This is a genomic window from Mycolicibacterium setense (genome assembly GCF_000805385.1).
GTDB lineage: Bacteria > Actinomycetota > Actinomycetes > Mycobacteriales > Mycobacteriaceae > Mycobacterium > Mycobacterium setense.
In genome coordinates, this window is sequence record NZ_JTJW01000008.1 from 296,501 (window position 1) to 318,130 (window position 21,630).

The 21,630-nt window shown below is 66.7% G+C and carries 22 protein-coding genes and 1 tRNA gene; 14 read left to right on the forward strand and 9 right to left on the reverse strand.

The window, feature by feature from the left end:
- The first annotated feature begins 78 nt into the window (after nt 1-78).
- From QQ25_RS19775 to QQ25_RS19785, 3 genes are read left to right on the forward strand one after another with little or no spacing between them, the layout of a single operon-like run.
- On the forward strand, nt 79-756 hold the full coding sequence (locus QQ25_RS19775; protein ID WP_039380558.1) for an HAD-IA family hydrolase: 678 nt from the start codon (nt 79-81) through the stop codon (nt 754-756).
- The gene (locus QQ25_RS19780) at nt 749-1,264 is read left to right on the forward strand and encodes a low molecular weight protein-tyrosine-phosphatase (RefSeq protein ID WP_082017611.1); all 516 of its coding nucleotides are present in this window, start codon (nt 749-751) and stop codon (nt 1,262-1,264) included. The genes QQ25_RS19775 and QQ25_RS19780 overlap by 8 nt, the downstream gene beginning before the upstream one ends.
- Before the next feature lie 4 nt (nt 1,265-1,268).
- A complete protein-coding gene (locus tag QQ25_RS19785) occupies nt 1,269-2,099 on the forward strand; it encodes an SURF1 family cytochrome oxidase biogenesis protein (RefSeq protein WP_039380560.1) in 831 nt (276 codons plus the stop codon).
- Here QQ25_RS19785 and QQ25_RS19790 read toward each other — a convergent pair.
- On the reverse strand, nt 2,053-3,036 hold the full coding sequence (locus QQ25_RS19790; protein ID WP_234711941.1) for a cobalamin biosynthesis protein: 984 nt from the start codon (nt 3,034-3,036) through the stop codon (nt 2,053-2,055). The two genes, QQ25_RS19785 and QQ25_RS19790, sit on opposite strands and share 47 nt — an antisense overlap.
- Before the next feature lie 36 nt (nt 3,037-3,072).
- On the opposite strand from QQ25_RS19790, the gene QQ25_RS19795 reads away from it, so the two are divergent.
- The 3 genes from QQ25_RS19795 (at nt 3,073) to QQ25_RS19805 (ending at nt 4,872) form a co-directional block, all read left to right on the forward strand.
- The gene (locus QQ25_RS19795) at nt 3,073-3,900 is read left to right on the forward strand and encodes an oxygenase MpaB family protein (protein ID WP_039380566.1); all 828 of its coding nucleotides are present in this window, start codon (nt 3,073-3,075) and stop codon (nt 3,898-3,900) included.
- 13 nt (nt 3,901-3,913) lie between these two features.
- Nucleotides 3,914-4,306 (forward strand): VOC family protein, encoded by a 393-nt coding sequence (locus QQ25_RS19800; protein WP_039380567.1) that lies wholly within the window; start codon nt 3,914-3,916, stop codon nt 4,304-4,306.
- A gap of 62 nt (nt 4,307-4,368) precedes the next feature.
- Complete coding sequence (locus QQ25_RS19805) at nt 4,369-4,872, forward strand: hypothetical protein (protein ID WP_039380572.1); 504 nt, start codon at nt 4,369-4,371, stop codon at nt 4,870-4,872.
- Between the two features lie 14 nt (nt 4,873-4,886).
- On the opposite strand, the gene QQ25_RS19810 is transcribed toward QQ25_RS19805, so the two are convergent.
- The 4 genes from QQ25_RS19810 to QQ25_RS19825 form a co-directional block, all read right to left on the reverse strand.
- Nucleotides 4,887-4,961 (reverse strand) — tRNA-Val (locus QQ25_RS19810).
- A 42-nt stretch (nt 4,962-5,003) separates the two neighbouring features.
- Nucleotides 5,004-5,465 carry a peroxiredoxin gene (locus QQ25_RS19815; protein ID WP_039380577.1) on the reverse strand — a complete coding sequence of 154 codons (462 nt, stop codon included), beginning with the start codon at nt 5,463-5,465 and terminating at the stop codon, nt 5,004-5,006.
- Complete coding sequence (locus QQ25_RS19820; protein WP_039321800.1) at nt 5,465-5,902, reverse strand: DUF3052 domain-containing protein; 438 nt, start codon at nt 5,900-5,902, stop codon at nt 5,465-5,467. Before QQ25_RS19820 ends, QQ25_RS19815 begins: the two co-directional genes overlap by 1 nt.
- Nucleotides 5,903-6,046: 144 nt before the next feature.
- Nucleotides 6,047-6,619 (reverse strand): Rv2240c family protein, encoded by a 573-nt coding sequence (locus QQ25_RS19825; RefSeq protein WP_234711942.1) that lies wholly within the window; start codon nt 6,617-6,619, stop codon nt 6,047-6,049.
- 145 nt (nt 6,620-6,764) lie between these two features.
- On the opposite strand from QQ25_RS19825, the gene aceE reads away from it, so the two are divergent.
- The 7 genes from aceE (at nt 6,765) to QQ25_RS19860 (ending at nt 16,487) form a co-directional block, all read left to right on the forward strand.
- Nucleotides 6,765-9,554 carry a pyruvate dehydrogenase (acetyl-transferring), homodimeric type gene (gene aceE / locus QQ25_RS19830; RefSeq protein WP_039380579.1) on the forward strand — a complete coding sequence of 930 codons (2,790 nt, stop codon included), beginning with the start codon at nt 6,765-6,767 and terminating at the stop codon, nt 9,552-9,554.
- Nucleotides 9,555-9,652: 98 nt separating this feature from the next.
- Nucleotides 9,653-10,939: a PucR family transcriptional regulator gene (locus QQ25_RS19835; RefSeq protein WP_039380581.1), complete on the forward strand. Its 1,287-nt coding sequence runs from the start codon at nt 9,653-9,655 to the stop codon at nt 10,937-10,939.
- A gap of 172 nt (nt 10,940-11,111) precedes the next feature.
- Nucleotides 11,112-12,032 (forward strand): ACP S-malonyltransferase, encoded by a 921-nt coding sequence (locus QQ25_RS19840; protein ID WP_101906066.1) that lies wholly within the window; start codon nt 11,112-11,114, stop codon nt 12,030-12,032.
- An 89-nt stretch (nt 12,033-12,121) separates the two neighbouring features.
- The gene (gene acpM / locus QQ25_RS19845; RefSeq protein ID WP_003884427.1) at nt 12,122-12,418 is read left to right on the forward strand and encodes a meromycolate extension acyl carrier protein AcpM; all 297 of its coding nucleotides are present in this window, start codon (nt 12,122-12,124) and stop codon (nt 12,416-12,418) included.
- Nucleotides 12,415-13,665 carry a 3-oxoacyl-ACP synthase KasA gene (gene kasA / locus QQ25_RS19850; RefSeq protein WP_039321816.1) on the forward strand — a complete coding sequence of 417 codons (1,251 nt, stop codon included), beginning with the start codon at nt 12,415-12,417 and terminating at the stop codon, nt 13,663-13,665. Before acpM ends, kasA begins: the two co-directional genes overlap by 4 nt.
- Before the next feature lie 96 nt (nt 13,666-13,761).
- Complete coding sequence (gene kasB, locus QQ25_RS19855) at nt 13,762-15,015, forward strand: 3-oxoacyl-ACP synthase KasB (protein WP_039380585.1); 1,254 nt, start codon at nt 13,762-13,764, stop codon at nt 15,013-15,015.
- 47 nt (nt 15,016-15,062) lie between these two features.
- On the forward strand, nt 15,063-16,487 hold the full coding sequence (locus QQ25_RS19860; protein WP_039380587.1) for an acyl-CoA carboxylase subunit beta: 1,425 nt from the start codon (nt 15,063-15,065) through the stop codon (nt 16,485-16,487).
- Nucleotides 16,488-16,568: 81 nt separating this feature from the next.
- On the opposite strand, the gene QQ25_RS19865 is transcribed toward QQ25_RS19860, so the two are convergent.
- A complete protein-coding gene (locus tag QQ25_RS19865) occupies nt 16,569-17,318 on the reverse strand; it encodes an SDR family oxidoreductase (protein ID WP_039380589.1) in 750 nt (249 codons plus the stop codon).
- Nucleotides 17,319-17,405: 87 nt separating this feature from the next.
- On the opposite strand from QQ25_RS19865, the gene QQ25_RS19870 reads away from it, so the two are divergent.
- Nucleotides 17,406-18,284, forward strand: a complete 879-nt coding sequence (locus tag QQ25_RS19870; protein ID WP_234706143.1) for a LysR family transcriptional regulator — start codon at nt 17,406-17,408, stop codon at nt 18,282-18,284.
- On the opposite strand, the gene QQ25_RS19875 is transcribed toward QQ25_RS19870, so the two are convergent.
- The 3 genes from QQ25_RS19875 to QQ25_RS19885 form a co-directional block, all read right to left on the reverse strand.
- The gene (locus QQ25_RS19875; RefSeq protein ID WP_052235926.1) at nt 18,281-19,402 is read right to left on the reverse strand and encodes a T6SS phospholipase effector Tle1-like catalytic domain-containing protein; all 1,122 of its coding nucleotides are present in this window, start codon (nt 19,400-19,402) and stop codon (nt 18,281-18,283) included. The two genes, QQ25_RS19870 and QQ25_RS19875, sit on opposite strands and share 4 nt — an antisense overlap.
- 81 nt (nt 19,403-19,483) lie before the next feature.
- The gene (locus QQ25_RS19880; protein ID WP_052235927.1) at nt 19,484-21,031 is read right to left on the reverse strand and encodes a glycerol-3-phosphate dehydrogenase/oxidase; all 1,548 of its coding nucleotides are present in this window, start codon (nt 21,029-21,031) and stop codon (nt 19,484-19,486) included.
- Nucleotides 21,028-21,615 carry a TetR/AcrR family transcriptional regulator gene (locus tag QQ25_RS19885; protein ID WP_039380593.1) on the reverse strand — a complete coding sequence of 196 codons (588 nt, stop codon included), beginning with the start codon at nt 21,613-21,615 and terminating at the stop codon, nt 21,028-21,030. The genes QQ25_RS19880 and QQ25_RS19885 overlap by 4 nt, the downstream gene beginning before the upstream one ends.
- Nucleotides 21,616-21,630 lie beyond the last annotated feature (15 nt).

The window sequence follows — 21,630 nt, forward strand, 5'->3', positions numbered from 1 at the left end:
GCACCCCACGACACTAGTGGTCGGGGCGCTCAACTGGGCATCGGGAGGACCGCGCGCGGCATACGGGAGAATGGGCACGTGACTGACACGCTGGAACTCACCCGACCGCAGCTGGTGCTGTTCGACCTCGACGGCACCCTGACCGATTCGGCGGCCGGGATCGTATCGAGTTTCCGCCATGCGCTGGCCCAGGTGGGTGCCGCCGTACCGGACGGTGATCTGGCCGGACGCATCGTCGGCCCACCCATGCACGAGACATTGCAGGCGTTGAGTCTGGGCGAGACCAGCTTCGACGCAGACGCCGCGATCGCGGCCTACCGCGCCGATTACACGAGCCGCGGCTGGGCGATGAACAGCCTGTTCGACGGCGTCGAGGCCGTGCTGGCCGATCTGCGAGCCGCCGGGGTACGGCTGGCCGTCGCGACGTCGAAGGCCGAGCCCACTGCACGACGCATCCTGGAGCATTTCGGTTTGGACGGCTATTTCGAGGTCATCGCCGGGGCCAGCCCCGACGGCGTCCGGGCTGCCAAGGCCGACGTGGTGGCCTACGCGCTGGCCCAACTGGAACCCCTGCCGCAGCGCGTCCTGATGGTCGGCGACCGCATGCACGATGTCGAGGGCGCGGCCGAGCACGGCATCAACACCGTGGTGGTCGGCTGGGGCTACGGCGCCACGGATTTCAGCGGGCCCGGCGCGGTGGCCGCCCACGCCCACGTCGACACCGTCGCCGCGCTGCGGGAGGTGCTCGGTGTCTGACATCACCCCTGAGCCGGTCCTGCACGTGACCTTCGTCTGCTCCGGCAACATCTGCCGCTCGCCGATGGCCGAGAAGATGTTCGCCCATCAGATCAGCGAGCGCGGATTGGCCGACGTGGTCCGGGTGAGCAGCGGCGGCACCGGCGGCTGGCATGCCGGTGACGGCGCCGACACTCGTGCCTGCCTGGTGTTGCGTGAGCGCGGCTATCCCAGCGACCATGTCGCCGCCCAGGTGTGCGAGGACCACCTCGGCGCCGACATGGTGGTCGCGCTGGGCCGCAATCACCTGCGCATCCTGACCGATCTGGGTGTGACGGACGACCGGCTGCGGATGCTGCGCTCGTTCGACCCCCGCTCGGGCGCGCACGCCCTTGATGTCGAGGACCCCTACTACGGCGGCAAGTCCGATTTCGAGGACGTGTTCACCGTGATCGAGGCGTCCCTGCCGGGGCTGCACGCCTGGGTCGACACCGCGCTGGCCGACCGGAAAATCCTCGAGGAATCCTGATCCGATGCGGCGATTGACCTTTCTGCTGCGGCCCCAGTGGGTGGCGTTGTTCATCGTGGTCGCCGCATTCGCGTACCTGTGTTTCACGGTGCTTGCGCCGTGGCAGTTGGGCAAGAACACCAAGACCTCGCGGGAGAACAACCAGATCAGCCATTCCCTGCAGGCCGACCCCGTTCCGGTCACCAGCGTTCTGCCGCAACAGGACTCAGCCGCGCCCGACTCCCAGTGGCAACGCGTCACCGCGACGGGTCATTACCTACCGAAGTCGGAGGTGCTGGTCCGCCTGCGGGTTGTCGACGGCGAACCGGCGTTCGAGGTGCTCACCCCGTTCGCCGTCGATGGCGGACCGGTGGTGCTCGTCGATCGCGGCTACATCCGGCCCGTCGACGGAAACAAGGTGCCCGAGTTCGCCGCCGCCCCGACCACCCCGGTGACCATCACCGCGCGTCTGCGTGACGCGGAGGCGCTGATCCCGGACAAGCAGCCGTTCCGCGGCGACGACGGTGCGCAGCAGGTGTATTCGATCAACCCCGGCCAGATCGCCTCGCTCACCGGCGTTTCGCTGACCGGGTCGTATCTGCAGTTGGTGGCCGGTCAACCCGGCGGTCTCGGGGAGATCCCCCTCCCGCACCTGGACGCCGGGCCCTTCCTGTCCTACGGCATCCAGTGGATCGCGTTCGGGATCGTCGCCCCGCTCGGGCTGGGTTACTTCATCTACGCCGAGTTGCAGCAGCGCAGGCGGGAACGCGCCGCCGCCCAAGCCAAGTCGGACGAGCCGCCCCGCGAGCTCACCACCGAGGAGAAGATCGCCGACCGCTACGGCAAGCGCCGCTGACCGCCAGCAGTACCGCCACCACCGCTGCCGTGGCCTGCACCGCGCGCGAGAGCCGCACCGCCCTGGCCACATCGGGCACTTCGGGGATGCGCCCGTCGCCCAGCGTCGGCCGGATCTCAAGTTGATGCGCGTACTGTGTCGGACCGCCCAGACGCACGCCCAGCGCTCCGGCGAAGGACGCCTCGGCGACTCCCGCATTCGGACTGGGATGGCGTGCGGCGTCGGATCGCCAGGCGCGCAACGCCGCGCGCGGTGAACCGCCCACCACCGGGGCACACAGCACTGCCAACACGCCGGTCAGCCGGGCCGGCAGGTAGTTCAGCACATCATCTAATCTGGCTGCGGCCCAACCGAAGTGGTTGTACCGCGGGGATCGGTGCCCGATCATGGCATCCAGCGTGTTGGCACCCCGGTAGACCAGCACGCCGGGTACCCCACCGATCGCCGCCCAGAACAGCGGCGCCACCTGGGCGTCAGAGGTGTTCTCGGCCAGCGATTCCACCGTGGCCCGGGTCAGCCCGGAGGGGTCCAGCGCGGCTGGATCCCGCCCGCACAGCGACGGCAACAGTAGCCGGGCTCCGGCGACGTCGCCGTCGGTGAGCAGCGTCGCCATCCGGTGCCCCACCCGGTTGAGGGACGTGCCGCCGAGCGCGACGTAGGTGGCCGCCGCCGTCACCCAGACGCGATCGCCGCGTCCCGTGGCCCAGCCCAGCCCGGCCAGCCCGCCCAGCAGCAGCCCGGTGTGCAGCACGCCCGCGCCGCGATCGTCGGCATAAGTGAGCTTTTCCAACCGTGCTGCGCCCGTGCCGAACCCGGCCACCGGGTGCCCGCGGCGCGGATCACCCAGCAGCAGGTCGGCCAGGTAGCCGACGGCGATACCGGCGGCCCGACGGTGCCAGATGGGCGGGCGGGCCCGCGGACTTCTGCGCGCAAACACCTCGGCAGCGTCTCATGAGGTGATCTACTCGCAGTCATGAGGCTGCGTGCACCACGGCGCCCGCGTCGGGTCACCGATCTGCTCAACCCGGCGGCGGTACTGCTGCCCGCGGCCAACGTGATCATGCAGCTGTCCGTCCCCGGGGTCGGTTATGGCGTCCTGGAGAGTCCCGTGGACAGCGGCAATGTCTACAAGCATCCGTTCAAGCGGGCCCGCACCACCGGCACCTATCTGGCCGCGGCCACCATGGGCACCGATGCCGACCGCGCGCTTCTGCGCACCCAGATCGACAAGGTGCATGCGCTGGTCCGCTCACGCGAATCAAGCCCGGTGTCCTACAACGCGTTCGACCCCCGGCTGCAGCTGTGGGTGGCGGCCTGCCTGTACCGCTATTACGTCGACATGCACGAGTTCCTCTACGGCCCGCTCGACGACGAATCCGCCGACGCGGTCTATGCCGACGCGCGCAGGCTGGGCACCACACTGCAGGTTCGCGACGAGATGTGGCCCGCGGACCGCGCCGCCTTCGACGCGTACTGGAAGCAGTCACTGCAGGAGCTGCGGATCGACCCTCCGGTGCGTGAGCACCTGCACGGGGTGGCCGCGTTGGTGTTTCTGCCCGCCCCGCTGCGCCTGGTGGCCGGGCCGTTCAATCTGTTCGCCACCACGGGTTTTCTGCCCGCGGAGTTCCGCAGACGTATGCAGATGAGCTGGACGGCCGATCAGCAGCGGCGGTTCGAGTGGCTGTTGAGCGGTCTGCGGTTCGCCGATCGGGTGGTCCCGCACGAGGTGTGGTTGCTGGGTTACCAGCTCTACCTGTGGGACATGCGGATGCGTGACCACTTCGGCAAACGAGTGGTCTGATCAGGAGGCGAAGATGACATTCCCAGCACTGGCTCATGTGGCGGTCACGGTCCGGGATCTGGCGGTCAGCGGGCCGTGGTACCGCACGTTGTTCGGCGCCGATCCGGTGCTGGACGAGGATACCGACGCCGGCTTCCATCACCTGGTATGGCTGTTGGACAACGGCACCCTCTTCGGTATCCATCAGCACCGGAATCCGGCACCCGACGAACGTTTCAGCGAGTTCCGGGTGGGGCTGGACCACGTCGGTTTCGGCTGCGCGTCGCGTGCGGAGTTGCAGACCTGGGTGGACCGGCTCGACGGCCTGGGCATCGCTCACGGCGGCATCGTCGACGCCCCGTACGGTTCAGGGCTCAGTTTTCGCGATCCGGACGGTATCGCACTGGAGTTCTTCGCCGGGAACTGAATTCGGGTGGCGCGGCCGACACCCCCGACTCCGTGGATATGATCCGACGCGGAGGTCCCGCTTTGAAAGACGCCATTGTCCTGGTTGCCGTTTCGCTGGCGATCGGATTCGCCCTCGGCGGTCTTCAGGCATCCGGCCCGCCTGCTGCGGCCCCGCAGCTACCGGCTCCGCCGCCGCCCCGCCCGGGCGTCTATACCGTCACCGAAACCTCGGGCCACCCAGCACCGAAGCCCTACGACTGGATGCTGTCGAATTGCGGCCCCCAGTGCTTGCGGGTGCAGTCGCCGGCCCCTGAGGGCTCCTGGCAACTGGACCTGTCGTGGGATTCCGGCGCCGATCGGCACAAGGGCGCCTGGGTCGGTGAGCGCGTCAACCCCGGTATGAAGTGCCGGGCCGGCGGAATGTCGGAGAAAACCGGCCCCGTCCCGTTCAAATACGTGATCCGGCGCGATCTCACGGGATTCGTGAACATGAAGTTCTCCGAGGAGAGCCCGTCGTGCTGGGGCGAGACCGTCATGCGGGGCCAGGAACTCGAGCTGAAACGCGCGAAGCCGGTGTGGTCTTAGACCAGGGATTTTGATGGTGGGCGCGGACGGTATCGAACCGCCGACCGCTGGTGTGTAAAACCAGAGCTCTACCACTGAGCTACGCGCCCCGTCGCAGGCACGGTACACGCCGAGACGGCGTGACCGGAAATTCAAGCCTGCAATGCCGCCAATGCCTCCCGCCAAACCGCCTGATCCCGTGGCTGACCCGGGTCCATCATCTCGGCGAAGCGGATGGCGCCGGCCCGGTCGACCACGAACGTGCCACGGTTGGGGTAGCCGGCGTCGGCGTTGAACACGCCGTAGGCCTGGGTGACCGCGCCGTGCGGCCAGAAATCTGACAGCACCGGGAACGTGAATCCGCTTTCGATGGACCAGATCTTGTGTGTCGGGGGCGGGCCGACAGAGATGGCCAGGGTTGCCGTGTCGTCGTTCTCGTACTGCGGCAGTTTGTCGCGGATCTCCCCCAGTTCACCCTCACACACGCCGGTGAACGCGAGCGGAAAGAAGACCAACAGCACGTCTTTCACACCGCGGTAGGTGCTCAGTGTGACCGGCCTGCCGTTCTGGTCCCGGAGCGTGAAATCGGGCGCCGGGGCTCCCACAGCCAGCATTATTGCCGCTTGCCTGCAGCCTTCGATTTCGGCTGCACCAGCCGGCTCGCCGTCCAGTCCCCCAATTTCGCCGACGAGGTCTGCATCAGACCGGCCGTCGGTGCCGATTCGGCGATCTCGGCGGGCTGCACATGCCCGGCCTTGCCGGTCTTGGGAGTCACCACCCAGATCACGCCGTCCTCGGCGAGTGGAGTGATGGCGTCCATGAGCCGGTCGACGAGGTCCCCGTCGTCGTCCCTCCACCAGAGCAATACGACGTCGACGACTTCGTCCGAATCCTCATCGAGCAGCTCGGAGCCGCACGCTTCCTCGATGTCGGCCCGGATGTCGTCGTCGCTATCCTCGTCCCACCCCAGTTCCTGGACTACCTGATCCTTCTGGATGCCCAGTATTTGGGCGTAGTTCGGGCCTGAGTCCGTACCCGCCGCCGCGACCACCGTCGGTCCTCCTTACCTTTCTTCGAGCCTCTCTCAAGACTTGTCGGTTGCTCATTCATCTGCGCGTGATGCGTGTTGCGACCTATCGTCGCACGGCGGCGCACCACTGCGGGTGCCCGGCGGGCCACTTTTGTCCCCCGCCGGTCAGTAAGCCTTGTCGCATCGCGTCAACGCGTTCTCTCGGGCGGTGTTCGATCGGTTGGACGCCGCGTTGAACTGATCCGGGCCGACGTGGTCGGAAATCGCGGTGACGAGGGCCCTCGCCGAGTCGATCCACTCGGTCAGCGCGTCGCGCAGATCCGGTGACAACGCGTCGGACAGACCCGAACTGACCAGATCGGCGCTGCGGTTCAACCCGTCGATCGCAGGACCGGCCTTGGCCGCGGTGTCACCGCCGTTGTTCACCGCTTCGACGTAGGCATTGACCGCGTTGACGGCGTCGACAGCCGAGGTGCTGAGGTCCTCGCACACGGTGTGCACCGCGCGCGTGGTCAAGGAAGCCTGGCGTTCGGATTCGCGGGTCACCGAGCTCGCCGAGGATTCCTCGATCGATGCCTTCACCGACGCCCGATACTCGGGAGCCACCGCGGAATCAACCTGTGCGTTACCGCCGGTAACGGAGGTACAACCCACCACGACCATCGCGATCACCGCAGCGCTACCGCATGCACGCGCGGCGATCCGCGCCTTTGCCCCAAACTGCCCATCAACCGGCACGATCTGCAGACGTTACCGGTTCGGAAAGCAACCGATGGGTAACTTGCGCAGCGCCACCCCCAGCGGCACACAGGCGGCAAGATAGGTGGACGATAGAAGGTGCCACAAGCACTGTCAGTAGTAACCGCCTAACAAGGAGCGGAAGTTGACCACCGAGTTCGTGCGCCAGGATCTGGCCCAAAACTCCTCTACCGCAGCCGAACCCGACCGGGTTCGGGTGATTCGCGAGGGAGTTGCCTCCTACCTTCCCGATATCGACACCGACGAGACCGCGGAATGGCTGGAGTCGTTCGACGAGTTGCTGGAGCGATCCGGTCCGGCACGGGCCCGCTACCTGATGTTGCGACTGCTGGAGCGCTCACGCGAGAAGCGGGTCGCCATCCCGGCACTGACGTCGACCGATTACGTCAACACGATTCCCACCGAACTGGAGCCCTGGTTCCCCGGCGACGAGGATGTCGAGCGACGTTTCCGCGCCTGGATCCGGTGGAACGCGGCCATCATGGTGCACCGCGCGCAGCGTCCGGGAGTCGGTGTGGGCGGCCATATTTCGACGTACGCATCGTCGGCGTCGCTGTATGAGGTCGGGTTCAACCACTTCTTCCGCGGCAAATCCCACCCGGGCGGCGGTGACCAGGTTTTCATCCAGGGCCACGCCTCCCCCGGCATCTATGCGCGCGCGTTCCTCGAGGGCCGGCTGACGACCGACCAACTGGATGGTTTTCGGCAGGAGCACAGCCACAAGGGTGGCGGTCTGCCGTCCTACCCGCACCCGCGGCTGATGCCCGACTTCTGGGAATTCCCCACGGTGTCGATGGGCCTGGGTCCGATGAACGCGATCTACCAGGCCCGGTTCAACCACTACCTGCACGACCGTGGCATCAAGGACACCTCCGATCAGCACGTGTGGGCGTTCCTCGGTGACGGCGAGATGGACGAGCCGGAGAGTCGCGGCCTGATCCAGGTGGCCGCCAACGAGGCGCTCGACAACCTGACCTTCGTCGTCAACTGCAACCTGCAGCGCCTGGACGGGCCGGTGCGCGGCAACGGCAAGATCATCCAGGAGCTGGAATCGTTCTTCCGCGGCGCCGGCTGGAACGTCATCAAGGTGGTCTGGGGCCGCGAGTGGGATGCCCTGCTGCACGCCGATCGCGACGGCGCGCTGGTCAACCTGATGAACACCACGCCCGACGGTGATTACCAGACGTACAAGGCCAACGACGGCGCCTACGTGCGCGATCACTTCTTCGGCCGGGACCCGCGCACCAAGGCTCTGGTCGAGCCGATGACCGACCAGGAGATCTGGAACCTCAAGCGCGGTGGTCACGATTACCGCAAGGTCTATGCCGCCTACCGCGCCGCGATGGAGCACAAGGGCCAGCCGACGATCATCCTGGCCAAGACCATCAAGGGCTACACACTGGGCAGCCACTTCGAGGGCCGCAACGCCACGCACCAGATGAAAAAGCTTGCGCTGCAAGACCTCAAGGATTTCCGCGACGTCACCCGGGTGCCGATCAGCGATGAGCAGCTGGAGCAGGATCCCTACCTGCCGCCGTACTACCACCCCGGGCCCGAGGCGCCCGAGATCCGGTACCTGCTGGACCGTCGCCGCGCTCTGGGCGGATTCGTCCCGGCGCGTCGCAACAAGTCCACGCCCCTGGCTCTGCCCGCATCCGATGCGTACACCGCGTTGAAGAAGGGCTCGGGCAACCAGGCCGTGGCCACCACCATGGCGACGGTGCGTACCTTCAAGGAACTGTTGCGGGACAAGAACATCGGCCCGCGCCTGGTGCCCATCATCCCTGACGAGGCCCGTACCTTCGGTATGGACTCGTGGTTCCCGAGCCTGAAGATCTACAACCGCAACGGGCAGCTGTACACCTCGGTCGACTCGGCATTGATGCTGGCGTACAAGGAGTCCGAGGTCGGCCAGATCCTGCACGAGGGCATCAACGAGGCCGGGTCGACGTCGTCGTTCACCGCGGTGGGCACCTCCTACTCGACCCACAACGAGCCGATGATCCCGATCTACATCTTCTATTCGATGTTCGGGTTCCAGCGCACCGGCGACGGGCTGTGGGCGGCGGCCGATCAGATGGCCAAGGGCTTCGTGCTCGGGGCCACCGCCGGACGCACCACACTCACGGGCGAAGGTCTACAGCACGCCGACGGCCATTCGCTGCTGCTGGCGTCGACCAACCCGGCGGCGGTGACCTACGACCCGGCATTCGCCTACGAGATCGCCCACATCATCGAGAGCGGTCTGCAGCGGATGTACGGCGAGCATGCCGAGAACGTGTTCTTCTACATCACCATCTACAACGAGCCCTACGTTCAGCCCGCCGAGCCGTCCGATCTGGACACCGAAGCCCTGCTGCGCGGTATGTACCGCTACCGGCGGGCCACCGAGAAGCGCACGAATACCGCGCAGATCCTGGCGTCGGGAGTGTCGATGCCCGAGGCGCTGCGCGCGGCCGACATGCTGGCCGAGCACTGGGACGTGGCGGCCGACGTGTGGTCGGTGACCAGTTGGGGCGAGCTCAACCGCGAGGGCGTCGAGATCGAGCGGCACCGGCTGCGGCATCCCGATCAGCCGGCCCGCACGCCTCATGTGACCAGCGCGCTGGCCGACGCGGCCGGCCCGATGGTGGCGGTGTCGGACTGGATGCGAGCCGTGCCCGAGCAGATCCGGCCGTGGGTTCCCGGTACCTACATCACGCTGGGCACAGACGGCTTCGGGTTCTCCGACACCCGGCCCGCCGCGCGGCGCTACTTCAACACCGACGCCGAGTCGGTCGTGGTCGCAGCACTGGAGGGGCTGGCCCGCGACGGCGAGATCGATCCATCGGTGGCCGTGGCGGCGGCCAAGCAGTACAAGATCGACGACGTGTTCGCCGCCGCGGTGTCCTACGTCGACACCGGCAGCGCCTAGACGAGTTCTCGGGCGGCGGTCGTTCCATAAGAGAACGACCGCCCGCCCGAGAAGGGCGGTTGGAGGAATCCACCAGAATATTGGCGTAGCTTTTAGGGGTGGCTGACAACAACCGGTTCGTTCCGCCCAAGTCGACCGTCGAGGTCCTCGCGAGCGTGCCCGACTCGGTGTTGCGCAGGCTGAAGCAGTACTCGGGCCGGCTGGCCACCGAAGCCGTGCACGCGATGGCCGAGCGTCTGGACTTCTTCTCCGATCTCGACGCGTCGCAGCGGGCCAGCGTGCAGCTGGTGGTGCAGACCGCCGTGGTCAACTTCGTCGAGTGGATGCGCGACCCGGCCAGCGACGTCAGCTACACAGCTCAGGCCTTCGAGGTGGTGCCCCAGGATCTGCGTCGCCGTATCGCCCTGCGCCAGTCGGTCGAGATGGTGCGCACCTCGATGGAGTTCTTCGAGGAAGTGGTGCCGCTGCTGGCCCGGTCCGAGGAGCAGCTCAACGCGCTGACCGCGGGCATCCTGCGGTACAGCCGCGACCTGGCGTTCGCGGCGGCCAGCGCGTACGCCGATCAGGCTGAGGCCCGCGGGGCCTGGGATCTGAGGATGGAGGCCAACGTCGTCGACGCGGTGGTGCGCGGCGACACCGGACCTGAGCTGCAGTCGCAGGCGGCTGCACTGAACTGGGACGCGACCGCGCCGGCCACGGTGATCGTCGGCCTGCCCCGCAAGGACCGGTTGGACCTGGCCCGCGATGACATTCACGATGTCGTGAAACGCAACGACCGGGCAGCGCTGTCGGATGTGCACGGAACCTGGCTGGTCGCGATCGTGTCGGGCCCCCTGTCACCAACCGACCGCTTCCTGGCCGACCTGCTGTCGGTCTTCGCCGACGGCCCTGTGGTGATCGGGCCGACCTCCCCGACGCTGACGGCTGCGCACCGCAGCGCCACCGAGGCGATCTCCGGGATGAATGCGGTGGCGGGGTGGACCGGCGCACCCCGGCCGGTGTCCGCGCGTGACCTGTTGCCCGAGCGGGCCCTGCTGGGCGATGCGACGGCGATCGCGGCTTTGGAGACCGAGGTGATGCGCCCGTTGGGCGACGCAGGCCCCGCCCTCACCGAGACTCTCGACGCATTCCTCGACTCGGGTGGCGCCATCGAAGCTTGCGCCCGCAAATTGTTCGTTCATCCAAACACGGTGCGCTACCGGCTCAAACGGATCGGCGACTTCACCGGCCGCGACCCGGCCGTACCCAGGGACGCCTACGTGTTGCGCGTCGCCTCGACAGTCGGCAGGCTGAGCAAACAGGCATACCAGCCGAGCACGCCAAATGGCGGAACCGCTGTGATACCGGCGATTCGCCCGGCTCATTCCGCCAGGCAACCGGTCTGAACTGGCCTCACCGGGCGGTCGAGCGGCTGTGACATATTTCGCTGCGGTGAAGGGAACGTCGCATCACATGCACTTTTGTGGAGAACCTACAAAAACATAAGACAAGGTTCATAATCTCTTACACCCCACAAAACCATCTTCACAGTGTTCTCTTAATGACGTGCCCCAACCCGTGCTCGCATTGCTTGCTCCCGGACAGGGATCGCAGACGCCCGGAATGCTCTCCCCTTGGCTGGAGCTGCCCGGTGCCGCCGATCGCCTCGCCACGTGGTCGCAGATCAGCGGTCTGGATCTGGCGCGTCTGGGAACCACCGCCACCGCCGAGGAGATCACCGACACCGCGGTGACTCAGCCGCTGGTGGTGGCCGCCACGCTGCTGGCCTATGAGGAATTGGCCAAGCGCGGGCTGCCCGATACCGCCGAGTCCATCGTGGCGGGTCATTCCGTCGGCGAGATCGCCGCTTATGCGATCGCCGGGGTCATCTCCGCCGATGACGCCGTCAAGCTGGCCGCCACCCGCGGCGCCGAGATGGCCAAGGCCTGCGCGGTCGAGCCGACCGGCATGGCGGCGGTCCTGGGCGGCGACGAGGCCGAGGTGTTAGCCCGCCTCGAGTCACTCGACCTGATCCCGGCCAACCGCAACGCGGCGGGCCAGATCGTGGCCGCAGGCGCGGTCGCGGCACTGGAGAAGCTCGCCGAGGATCCGCCGGCCAAGGCCCGGGTCCGTAAGCTGGCGACTGCGGGCGCGTTCCACACCCATTACATGGCTTCCGCGCTGGACGGTTACGCCGCCGCGGCCGAGTCTGTAACAACGTCTGAGCCGACGGCGACACTTCTGTCGAATGCGGACGGGCAGCCGGTCACGTCAGCCGCCGATGCGATGGAGAAGCTGGTGTCCCAGCTGACCAAGCCAGTGCGGTGGGACCTGTGCACCGCCACCATGCGAGACCGGTTCCAGAACGCCGAGCGCGCCGGGATCGTCGAGTTCCCGCCGGCGGGAACCCTGGCCGGCATCGCCAAACGTGAACTGAAGGGCACCCCGGTCCGGCCGGTGAAAGCCCCAGCAGACCTGGACGGCTTGGACGACCTCTGAGTCCAGCGACAACTGAATATCGAAAAAGCGAACGTCCCGGAATGTCCTCCGTACCCGGAGGGCGCTGTCAACAACAAGAAGGAGCCATTGTGGCCGCCAGTCAAGAAGAAATCATCGCCGGTCTCGCCGAGATCATCGAAGAGGTCACCGGCATCGAGCCGTCTGAGGTGACCCCGGAGAAGTCGTTCGTGGACGACCTGGACATCGACTCGCTGTCGATGGTGGAGATCGCCGTGCAGACCGAGGACAAGTACGGCGTGAAGATCCCCGACGAGGATCTGGCCGGCCTGCGCACCGTCGGTGATGTCGTCTCCTACATCCAGAAGCTCGAGGAAGAGAACCCCGAGGCCGCCGCCGCCCTGCGCGAGAAGTTTGGCTCGGAATGACCAAACCTTCCACTGCTAACGGAGGCTTCCCGAACGTCGTGGTGACCGCCGTGGAGGCCACCACGGCGCTCGCTGCTGACATCGAGAGCACGTGGAAGGGCCTCCTGGCCGGAGAAAGCGGCATCCGTGAGTTGACCGACGACTTCGTCACCAAGTGGGACCTTCCGGTGCGTATCGGTGGTCACCTTGTCGACGACATCGACAGTCATCTGACCCGCATCGAGCTGCGCCGCAATTCCTACGTGCAGCGCATGTCACTGGTGCTGGCCCGACGGCTGTGGCAGACCGCCGGTGCGCCCGAGGTCGATCCCGATCGGTTCTCCGTCGTGATCGGCACGGGCCTCGGCGGTGGCGAGAAGATCGTCGAGACCTACGACGCGATGAACGAGGGCGGCATCCGCAAGGTCAGCCCGCTCGCCGTTCAGATGATCATGCCCAACGGTGCGGCCGCGGTCGCCGGTCTTGAACTCGGCGCCCGCGCCGGGGTCATCACGCCGGTGTCGGCGTGTTCGTCGGGATCTGAGGCCATCGCCCACGGTTGGCGACAGATCGTGATGGGTGATGCGGACTTCGCCGTCGTCGGCGGCGTGGAAGGCGGTATCGAGGCACTGCCGATCGCGGCGTTCTCGATGATGCGCGCCATGTCGACGCGCAACGACGATCCCGCAGGGGCGTCCCGGCCGTTCGACAAGGACCGTGACGGATTCGTGTTCGGCGAGGCCGGCGCGATGATGATCATCGAGACCGAGGAGCACGCCCTGGCCCGTGGCGCCAAGCCGCTGGCCCGGGTGCTGGGTGCAGGCATCACCTCGGACGCCTTCCATATGGTCGCTCCGGCGGACAACGGTCAGCGTGCCGGTGCCGCGATGAAGCGGGCGATGGAAACCGCGGGCCTGGACGCCAAGGACATCGACCACATCAACGCTCACGGCACGGCCACCCCGATCGGTGATACCGCCGAGGCCAATGCCATCCGTGTTGCCGGATGCCAGAACGCCGCGGTCTACGCGCCCAAGTCGGCGCTGGGTCACTCGATCGGCGCGGTCGGTGCGCTGGAGTCGGTGCTGACGGTGCTCGCGTTGCGGGACGGGGTGATCCCCCCGACGCTGAACTACGAGACACCGGATCCCGAGATCGATCTCGATGTGGTTGCAGGCGAGCCTCGTTATGGCGACTACAAGTACGCCATCAACAACTCGTTCGGATTCGGTGGCCACAATGTGGCTCTGGCCTTCGGGCGGTACTGAGGCCGGGCCCACAACAACCTGGTCAGCGGCCCCCGGAAAGGTAGCCCTGGTAGGTAAACAACCGAGGGAAAGCACGGAAGGAAGAACTCCGTAAATATGGCGGGATTGTCCACTGGGAATGGTCTTCCCAATGTGGTTGTCACCGGCGTAGCCATGTCAACGGCGCTGGCAACCGATGCTGAAAGCACCTGGAAGAAGCTGCTCGACGGTCAGAGCGGCATCCGCAAGCTCACTGATTCGTTCGTCGACGAGTACGACCTGCCGGTACGCATCGGCGGCCATCTCCTCGAGGAGTTCGATTCCGAGCTGACCCGCGTCGAACTACGCCGGTTGTCATATTTGCAGAAGATGTCGACGGTCATCGGCCGTCGGGTGTGGGCCAACGCCGGCTCCCCCGAGGTCGATGCCCGCCGTCTCATGGTGTCCATCGGCACCGGTCTGGGTTCTACCGAAGAACTTGTGTTCGCCTACGACGGCATGCGGACCAAGGGGCTGCGTGCGGTGTCGCCGCTGGTGGTGCAGATGTACATGCCCAACGGCGCGGCAGCCGCGATCGGACTCGAGCGCAAGGCCAAGGCCGGGGTGTGTACCTCGATCTCGGCCTGCGCGTCGGGTTCGGAAGCGATCGCCAACGCGTGGCGGCAGATCGTCCTCGGTGAGGCCGACATGGCGATCTGCGGTGGTGTGGAAACCAAGATCGAGGCCGTGCCGATCGCCGGCTTCGCGCAGATGCGCATCGTGCTGTCGAACTCCAACGACGATCCTGAAGGCGCGTGCAAGCCCTTCGACAAGGATCGCAACGGTTTCGTCTTCGGCGAGGCCGGGGCCCTGATGGTGATCGAGACCGAGGAGCACGCCAAGGCCCGCGGCGCCGATATCCTGGGCCGCATCATGGGCGCGAGTGTGACCTCGGACGGCTATCACATCGTGGCGCCCGATCCCAACGGTGAGCAGGCCGGTCATGCCATGACCCGGGCCATCCAGTTGGCGGGTCTGCAGCCCCACGACATCGATCACGTCAACGCGCATGCCACCGGCACCAATGTCGGCGACGTGGCCGAGAGCAAGGCGATCAACAACGCGATGATGGGCCACAAGCCCGCGGTCTACGCACCCAAGGCTGCGCTGGGCCATTCCGTCGGCGCGGTCGGCGCGGTGGAGTCCATCCTGACCGTGCTGGCGTTGCGCGACGGCGTCATCCCTGCAACGCGCAACCTGCACAACCTTGATCCGGAGATCGATCTGGATGTGGTGGCCGGTGAGCCGCGGCAGGGCGATTACAAGTACGCAATCAACAATTCGTTCGGATTCGGTGGGCACAACGTCGCGCTCGCCTTCGGAAAGTACTGAGCTTCCGAATTACGGCGACCCAGCGCTTTCCATTAAAGGAGAACCATATGACGATCATGGCCCCCGAGGCAGCCGCCGAATCACTCGACCCGCGCGATCCGCTGCTGCGTCTGCAGACGTTCTTCGACGACGGCAGCGTCGAACTGCTCCATGAGCGGGACCGCTCGGGCGTGCTGGCCGCTGCCGGTACCGTCAACGGCGTTCGGACGGTTGCGTTCTGCACCGACGGCACCGTCATGGGCGGGGCCATGGGTATCGAGGGCTGTGCCCACATCGTCAATGCGTACGACACCGCGATCGAGGAGCAGAGCCCGATCGTGGGCATCTGGCACTCGGGCGGCGCGCGCCTGGCCGAGGGCGTCAAGGCGCTGCACGCGGTCGGTCTGGTCTTCGAGGCGATGATCCGGGCATCGGGCTACATCCCGCAGATTTCGGTGGTCGTCGGATTCGCCGCCGGTGGTGCGGCTTACGGACCCGCCCTGACCGACGTCATCATCATGGCTCCGGACAGCAAGGTGTTCGTCACCGGTCCGGACGTGGTGCGCAGCGTCACCGGTGAGGATGTCGACATGGTGTCGCTCGGCGGCCCCGACGCTCACCACAAGAAGTCCGGTGTGTGCCACATCGTCGCCGACGATGAGATCGACGCCTACGAGCGTGGCCGTCGCCTGGTCGGATTGTTCAGCCAGCAGGGCCATTTCGATCGCAGCAAGGCCGAGGCCGGTGACACCGACCTGGCGGCGCTGATGCCCGAGTCCGCCCGCCGCGCCTACGACGTGCACCCGATCATCGAGGCGCTGCTCGACGAAGGCGTGCCGTTCGAGGAGTTCCAGGCCAAGTGGGCCCCCTCGATCGTCGTCGGTCTCGGTCGGCTGGCCGGCCGTTCGGTGGGCGTGATCGCGAACAACCCGCTGCGGCTCGGTGGCTGCCTGAACTCCGAAAGCGCTGAGAAGTCAGCACGTTTCGTGCGGTTGTGCGACGCGTTCGGCATTCCGCTGGTGGTCGTCGTCGACGTCCCGGGTTACCTGCCCGGTGTGGACCAGGAGTGGGGCGGTGTGGTGCGCCGCGGCGCCAAGCTGCTGCACGCCTTCGGTGAGTCCTCGGTCCCCCGCGTGACCCTGGTGACCCGCAAGATCTACGGCGGCGCCTACATCGCGATGAACTCGCGCTCGCTCAACGCCACCAAGGTGTTCGCCTGGCCGGACGCCGAGGTCGCGGTGATGGGCGCGAAGGCCGCCGTGGGCATCCTGCACAAGCGCAAGCTGGCGGCTGTGGAAGATGCTGCAGAACGCGACGCGCTGCATGAGGAACTCGCGCTGGAGCACGAGAGGATTGCCGGCGGTGTCGATTCCGCGATCGAGATCGGCGTGGTCGACGAGAAGATCGACCCGGCCCACACCCGCAGCAAGCTGACGCAGGCGCTGGCCGAGGCCCCGCACCGGCGCGGCCGCCACAAGAACATCCCGCTGTAACGCTCCTTTCTCTGCGCGAGCAGACACTAAAACCCCCAATTTCAGCTGCAATTGGGGGTTTTAGTGTCTGCTCGGCAGGATCTAACGCGTGGTGTAGCCGCCGTTGGCGAAGATGGTCTGCCCGTTGATCCAGTGCCCCTCGCCGGCCAGGAACACCACCAGCGGGGCGATGTCGGTGATCTCGGTCAGCCGGTTCCCCATCGCCTGCGACTTGTGGAACTCGACGCGCTCCGGGGTCTCCTGCGGATAGAAGAACGGCGTGTCCATCGGGCCGGGGGCCACGTTGTTGACGTTGATGCCGCGGACGCCGAACTCCTTGGATGCGGCCCGGGTGAAGTGCTCGACGGGACTCTTGGACCCTGCATAGGTCGAGTAGCCGTCGGTGTAGGCCGCCAGCAGAGCGGTCACGATGGTGACCACCGAGCCGTTGTCGTTCAGCCGCTTGCCCGCCTGCTGAAGGAAGAAGTAGGCGGCCTTGGCGTTGATGTCGAACATCGAATCGTATTCGGCTTCAGTGGTGTCCACGAACGGCTTTCGTAACACCTTGCCGACGGTGTTGATCGCGATGTCGACGCTGCCGAAGGCGTCGATGGCCGTGTCGAAGAGCTTTTCGACGTTGGCGGGCACGGTGAGATCGCCGTGCACTTTGACGGCCTTGACGCCCGCGGCCTGGACGGCGGCCACGGTCTTGTCGGCATCGGCCTCAGAGGAGGCGCTGTTGTAGTGAACCGCGACGTTGACACCCCGCGAAGCCAACGTCGCGCTGATCAGACCACCGAGATTCTTGGCCCCGGCAGCAACAACGGCTGATTTTCCTTCCAGTTTGCTCATACCTGGCACTGTAGTTTCGCGATCCACATATGAATAACGCAAAATCCCGAGGTTTCCACAAGCTGTCCTTGTGCATAGGGTTGACCCGTGACCTCGAACATCCCCGATCTACGCCGTCTGCGCCAATTCATCGCGATCGGAGAGGCAGGCAGCGTGACGGCGGCGGCGACCGAGCTGCACGTTAGCCAGCAGGCCCTCAGCAGCTCCATGCAGCAACTCGAGAAGGAGCTCAACGCCTCGCTGTTCCGCCGCCAAGGGCGTCGCCTGACACTCACCTCGGCCGGCGAGCTGCTTCTGGCCGAGGGGCGAACGCTGCTGGCAGCGGCACATACGGTCGCCGAACGGGTGGAACACACCGCCAGGGGCGCCGCTGAGGTCTTTGTCGTCGGGCATACTCCGGCCCTCAGCGGCAGCGAAGCCTATGCCCGTATCGAACCGGCCATCGCCGCATTTCCCGATACGTCCTTCACCTTCCGTCAGCTCTATCCCGATCAGCTCATCAGCGCGGTGCTCGACGGCTCGGTGCACCTCGGCCTACGCCGCGGGATAGTCCCCACCAACGAATTGGCAACGGCCATCGTGGGTTACGACCGGGTGCGGCTGGCGGTGCCACGCGAACACCGACTGGCGGGCCGTCCCACTGTCGACATTCACGAGCTCACCGGGGAGCGCATCGCGCTGTGGGCTCCTCCGGGCGCGTCCTACTACAGCGACTTTCTCATGGGTGCGTGCCGACGTGCCGGTTTCGAACCCGATTACGTGGTCAGCCGTGTCCAGGGTGCCGCTACGGTCGCCGCCCCGCTCACCACCGATGCCGTCGCATTCGTCACCAGTGCGCCCGGGCCGGCCATGGGTGGCCGCGTGATGGTCACCGACCTGGAACCACCACTGCTGGTGGGCGCTCAGGCGATGTGGCAACGCCACACCAATTCGCCCGTGCGGGACCAGGTTCTGGCGCACGTCTAACCGACCCGGGTCAGATCCTCGGCCAGTTTGACCGGCACGATCCTGCGCTCGGGATCGTTGTCGGGTACCGGCGCCTTCCACCAGCCACGTGAGCGCTGCTGCCGGTCGACGGTCGAGGCGATGTACTCGTTGCCGCCTCTCCCACCCTCGCGCGAGTGCGGCGGCAGGAAGCGGTAGATGCCCTTGCGCGATTTCTCCGGCTGCTGAGCGGGATTGGGGTTGATGCGGGTGTATTCATCGACAATGTCCTCGACTGTTGTCGCATCACCGGGGAACACGCCGGGCTGGAACGCTGTGTCGACGAACGCCAGGCCCGCGCCGCGGGCCTTCTCCAGCATCCAGCACAGCGCGATGTCGCTGAGTCCATGGTTCCCGTTGCCGCCGCCCACATCAGAGTGCGCTCCGGCGAACCACACCTGTTCGAGACGCTGTGTGGCCGGAGCCATGTTCGACTGGGACCAGATGGTCGGGACGAACGGACCGCGCCGCTCGTCGATCGCGAGTGCCTGGTAAGCCTCCCCGACCCTGGAACTCAGAGTGGTGTCGTGAAACTCGTACCGCTTGTTGAACCGACGGGCCAGCCACCCCCCGACTGACGGAATCCCGAGGGCACCAACGGTATCCCAGACGCCGATGAACCGAATCTCGGGTTCACAGGAGTACATCTTCCGGAACAGCGCCGCCGCCACGCTGCGCGGATTGGTGTCCATGTTTCTGGCTCGGTACAGGGCGTACGCCTGCTGGATCTGATCAGAATTGTCGCGATGCAGCACTCCCGAGTTGCGGATGAGGCCCGCGGTGCTGCGGGCGGTGTACGCCCCGCGGCTGAATCCGAAGAAGAACAACTCGTCGCCGGGCTGGTAATTCTGGACGACGAATCGATAGGTCTCGCACACATCGCGGAACAGACCGGCACCGAAGGCCCCTCCGAGCAGACGGTCCGATCTGGTGGTGCCCACACCCCGGTGGTAGAACAGGCGCTGCTCTCGCCCTTCATCGTCGTGAGAAGCCAGCGCCATCGCCACTTTCGCCACGTTGGTCGGCGCGGGCTTACCGTTTGCTGTCTGATCAGGTGTGTTCCACGTGCCGTCGCAGCACACCACCAGTCGCTTCGCCATGATCGAGCTCCCTCGCCGCACACGATTGCGCCTCAAGGGTCAAGTGTGCTCGCGGCGACGGGCGACGCCATGCGTAGTGGACTACTCGACTTCCCCGAATTCGGCGAGCATCTCGGCGGCCGCCGCACTCGCGAGATCCCGGTCGCCACTCACGAGCCCGATGCGGGTACGCCGATCGAGGATGTCCTCTGCGGACAGGGCGCCTTCGTGAGTGACCGCGTACTCGAACTCGGCGCGGATGACGTCGACGCCCTCGGCCACCGGGTCGGTGGGGCGCGCACACCGGGACCGGGCAATCACATTCGGCGCCTCGGCCCCGTACCGCGCCACCAGCGAGGAAGGCAGGGCATGCTCAGATCGCAACGTGGACACCGGGTTCGCCGGGGCGCCGACGAGAGGCAGGTTGGCGGTGCGGCAGCTCGTAGCGGACAGCCCGCGCAGGGCCAGCGCCCGGTCCAGCACGTCCTGGGCCATGTACCGGTATTCGGTGAGCTTTCCACCGATGACGCTGATCGCTCCGCTCGCAGACTCGACCACCGCGTGCTCGCGGGAGATATCTGCCGTGCTGCCCTCCCCTGTGTCGATCAGGGGCCGCAACCCGGCGTATGCCCCCTGTACGTCCGCAGTGGTCAGGTCGGTGGCGAGCGCGGTGTTGACGGTGTCGAGCAGGAACGCGGTCTCACCCGGAGTCGGTTGCGGCACATCGGGAATCGGCCCCGGGGCGTCCTCGTCGGTCAGCCCGAGGTAGACCCGGCCGAGCTGCTCGGGCATCGCGAAGACAAATCGGTTCAGTTCCCCCGGTATCGGAATGGTCAGCGCCGCTGTGGGATTGCCGAACGCCGCGGCGTCGAACACCAGATGCGTGCCGCGGCTGGGCCGCAGCGTGATCCCCGGGTCCAGATCTCCGGCCCACACGCCGGCGGCGTTGATGACGACGCGCGCCCTCGCGTCGAAGGAGTGCCCGGTCAGTTCGTCGGTCAGCCGCACCGAGGTGGCGCCGGCGGCGCCGGCGGAGACCCGGGTCAGGATGCGGGCCCCGTGCTGCGCGGCGGTGCGGGCGACCGCGGTCACCAGCCGGGCGTCATCGATGAGCTGGCCGTCGTAGGCCAGGTAGGCCCCGTCGAGGCCCTCGGTGCATACGGTCGGGGCCAGTTCGACGGCACGACGCGCATCCACCCGGCTCGAGCGCGGCAGGGTCGACGCGCTGGTGCCCGCGAGCCGGCGCAGGCCGTCGCCGGCGACGAATCCGGTGCGCACCAACGCTCGCGACGCGCGGCCCATCGATGGCAGCAGCGGTACCAGCTGCGGCATGGCCTTGACGAGATGGGGTGCGTTGCGGGTCATGAGGATTCCGCGTTCGATCGCACTGCGGCGGGCGATCCCGACGTTGCCGGTGGCCAGGTAGCGCAGACCACCGTGTACCAGTTTCGAACTCCACCGGCTGGTCCCGAAAGCCAGATCGTGTTTCTCCACCAGCGCCACTTGCAGGCCCCGGGCGGCGGCGTCCAGCGCGATGCCCGCACCGGTGATCCCGCCGCCGATGACGATCACGTCGATCTGTTCCCCGTCGGCCAGAGCGGCCAGTTCGGTTGCGCGTCTTCGGCGGTTGAGCGCTGTCGGGCCGGTCACGCGTCGAGGTATCCGTTCAGTGCGTGCGACAGTTCCGTGGCCAGCGCGTCAGCGTCGAGGATGGGCTCGACCATCTGTGCGGATTGGATCGCCGACTGCGTGATCAGCAGGCACATGGTGGCGAGCTGGCGCGGGTCTCCGGGGCGGACGCGGTCGTTCTTCTTGCCCACCTCCTGGGCGAGCTTGAGCTCGCCGGCCAATGCGTCGATCAGGATCTGCTGGCTGGTGCCCAGCCGCTCGGCGATGTAGACCATCGCCAGTTCGGGGGCGGAATGCAGCACCGCCATGATCACCTCGTCGCGGCGAAGCCGTCCGGCCACGGTCACCATGCGGGCGACCAGTGCCGCACGCCCCTGCCCATGGCCGCCGGTCTCGTCCAGCACACCCACGACCCGTGCGGTGAGCAGCGCAGCCAGGATCGACTGGGTGTCGGGGAAACGGCGGTACACGGTCGGTCGGCTGACCCCGGCCCGCCGGGCGATCTCGGCCAGGGTCACCCGGTCCACACCGAACGCCAGCACGCAGCTGGCGGCGGCGTCCAAGATCTGGTCGCTCAGCGATCGCTCGTTACTGACTGACATCATGTGTAATACTGTAAC

Excerpts from the sequence above, each read along its gene's own strand:
- kasB (WP_039380585.1), top strand. The coding sequence starts at position 13,762 with ATGGCGGGATTGTCCACTGGGAATGGTCTTCCCAATGTGGTTGTCACC.
- QQ25_RS19785 (WP_039380560.1), top strand. The coding sequence starts at position 1,269 with ATGCGGCGATTGACCTTTCTGCTGCGGCCCCAGTGGGTGGCGTTGTTC.
- QQ25_RS19815 (WP_039380577.1), bottom strand. The coding sequence starts at position 5,465 with ATGCTGGCTGTGGGAGCCCCGGCGCCCGATTTCACGCTCCGGGACCAG.
- QQ25_RS19865 (WP_039380589.1), bottom strand. The coding sequence starts at position 17,318 with ATGAGCAAACTGGAAGGAAAATCAGCCGTTGTTGCTGCCGGGGCCAAG.
- QQ25_RS19860 (WP_039380587.1), top strand. The coding sequence starts at position 15,063 with ATGACGATCATGGCCCCCGAGGCAGCCGCCGAATCACTCGACCCGCGC.
- QQ25_RS19800 (WP_039380567.1), top strand. The coding sequence starts at position 3,914 with ATGACATTCCCAGCACTGGCTCATGTGGCGGTCACGGTCCGGGATCTG.
- QQ25_RS19795 (WP_039380566.1), top strand. The coding sequence starts at position 3,073 with ATGAGGCTGCGTGCACCACGGCGCCCGCGTCGGGTCACCGATCTGCTC.
- QQ25_RS19885 (WP_039380593.1), bottom strand. The coding sequence starts at position 21,615 with ATGATGTCAGTCAGTAACGAGCGATCGCTGAGCGACCAGATCTTGGAC.
- QQ25_RS19875 (WP_052235926.1), bottom strand. The coding sequence starts at position 19,402 with ATGGCGAAGCGACTGGTGGTGTGCTGCGACGGCACGTGGAACACACCT.
- kasA (WP_039321816.1), top strand. The coding sequence starts at position 12,415 with ATGACCAAACCTTCCACTGCTAACGGAGGCTTCCCGAACGTCGTGGTG.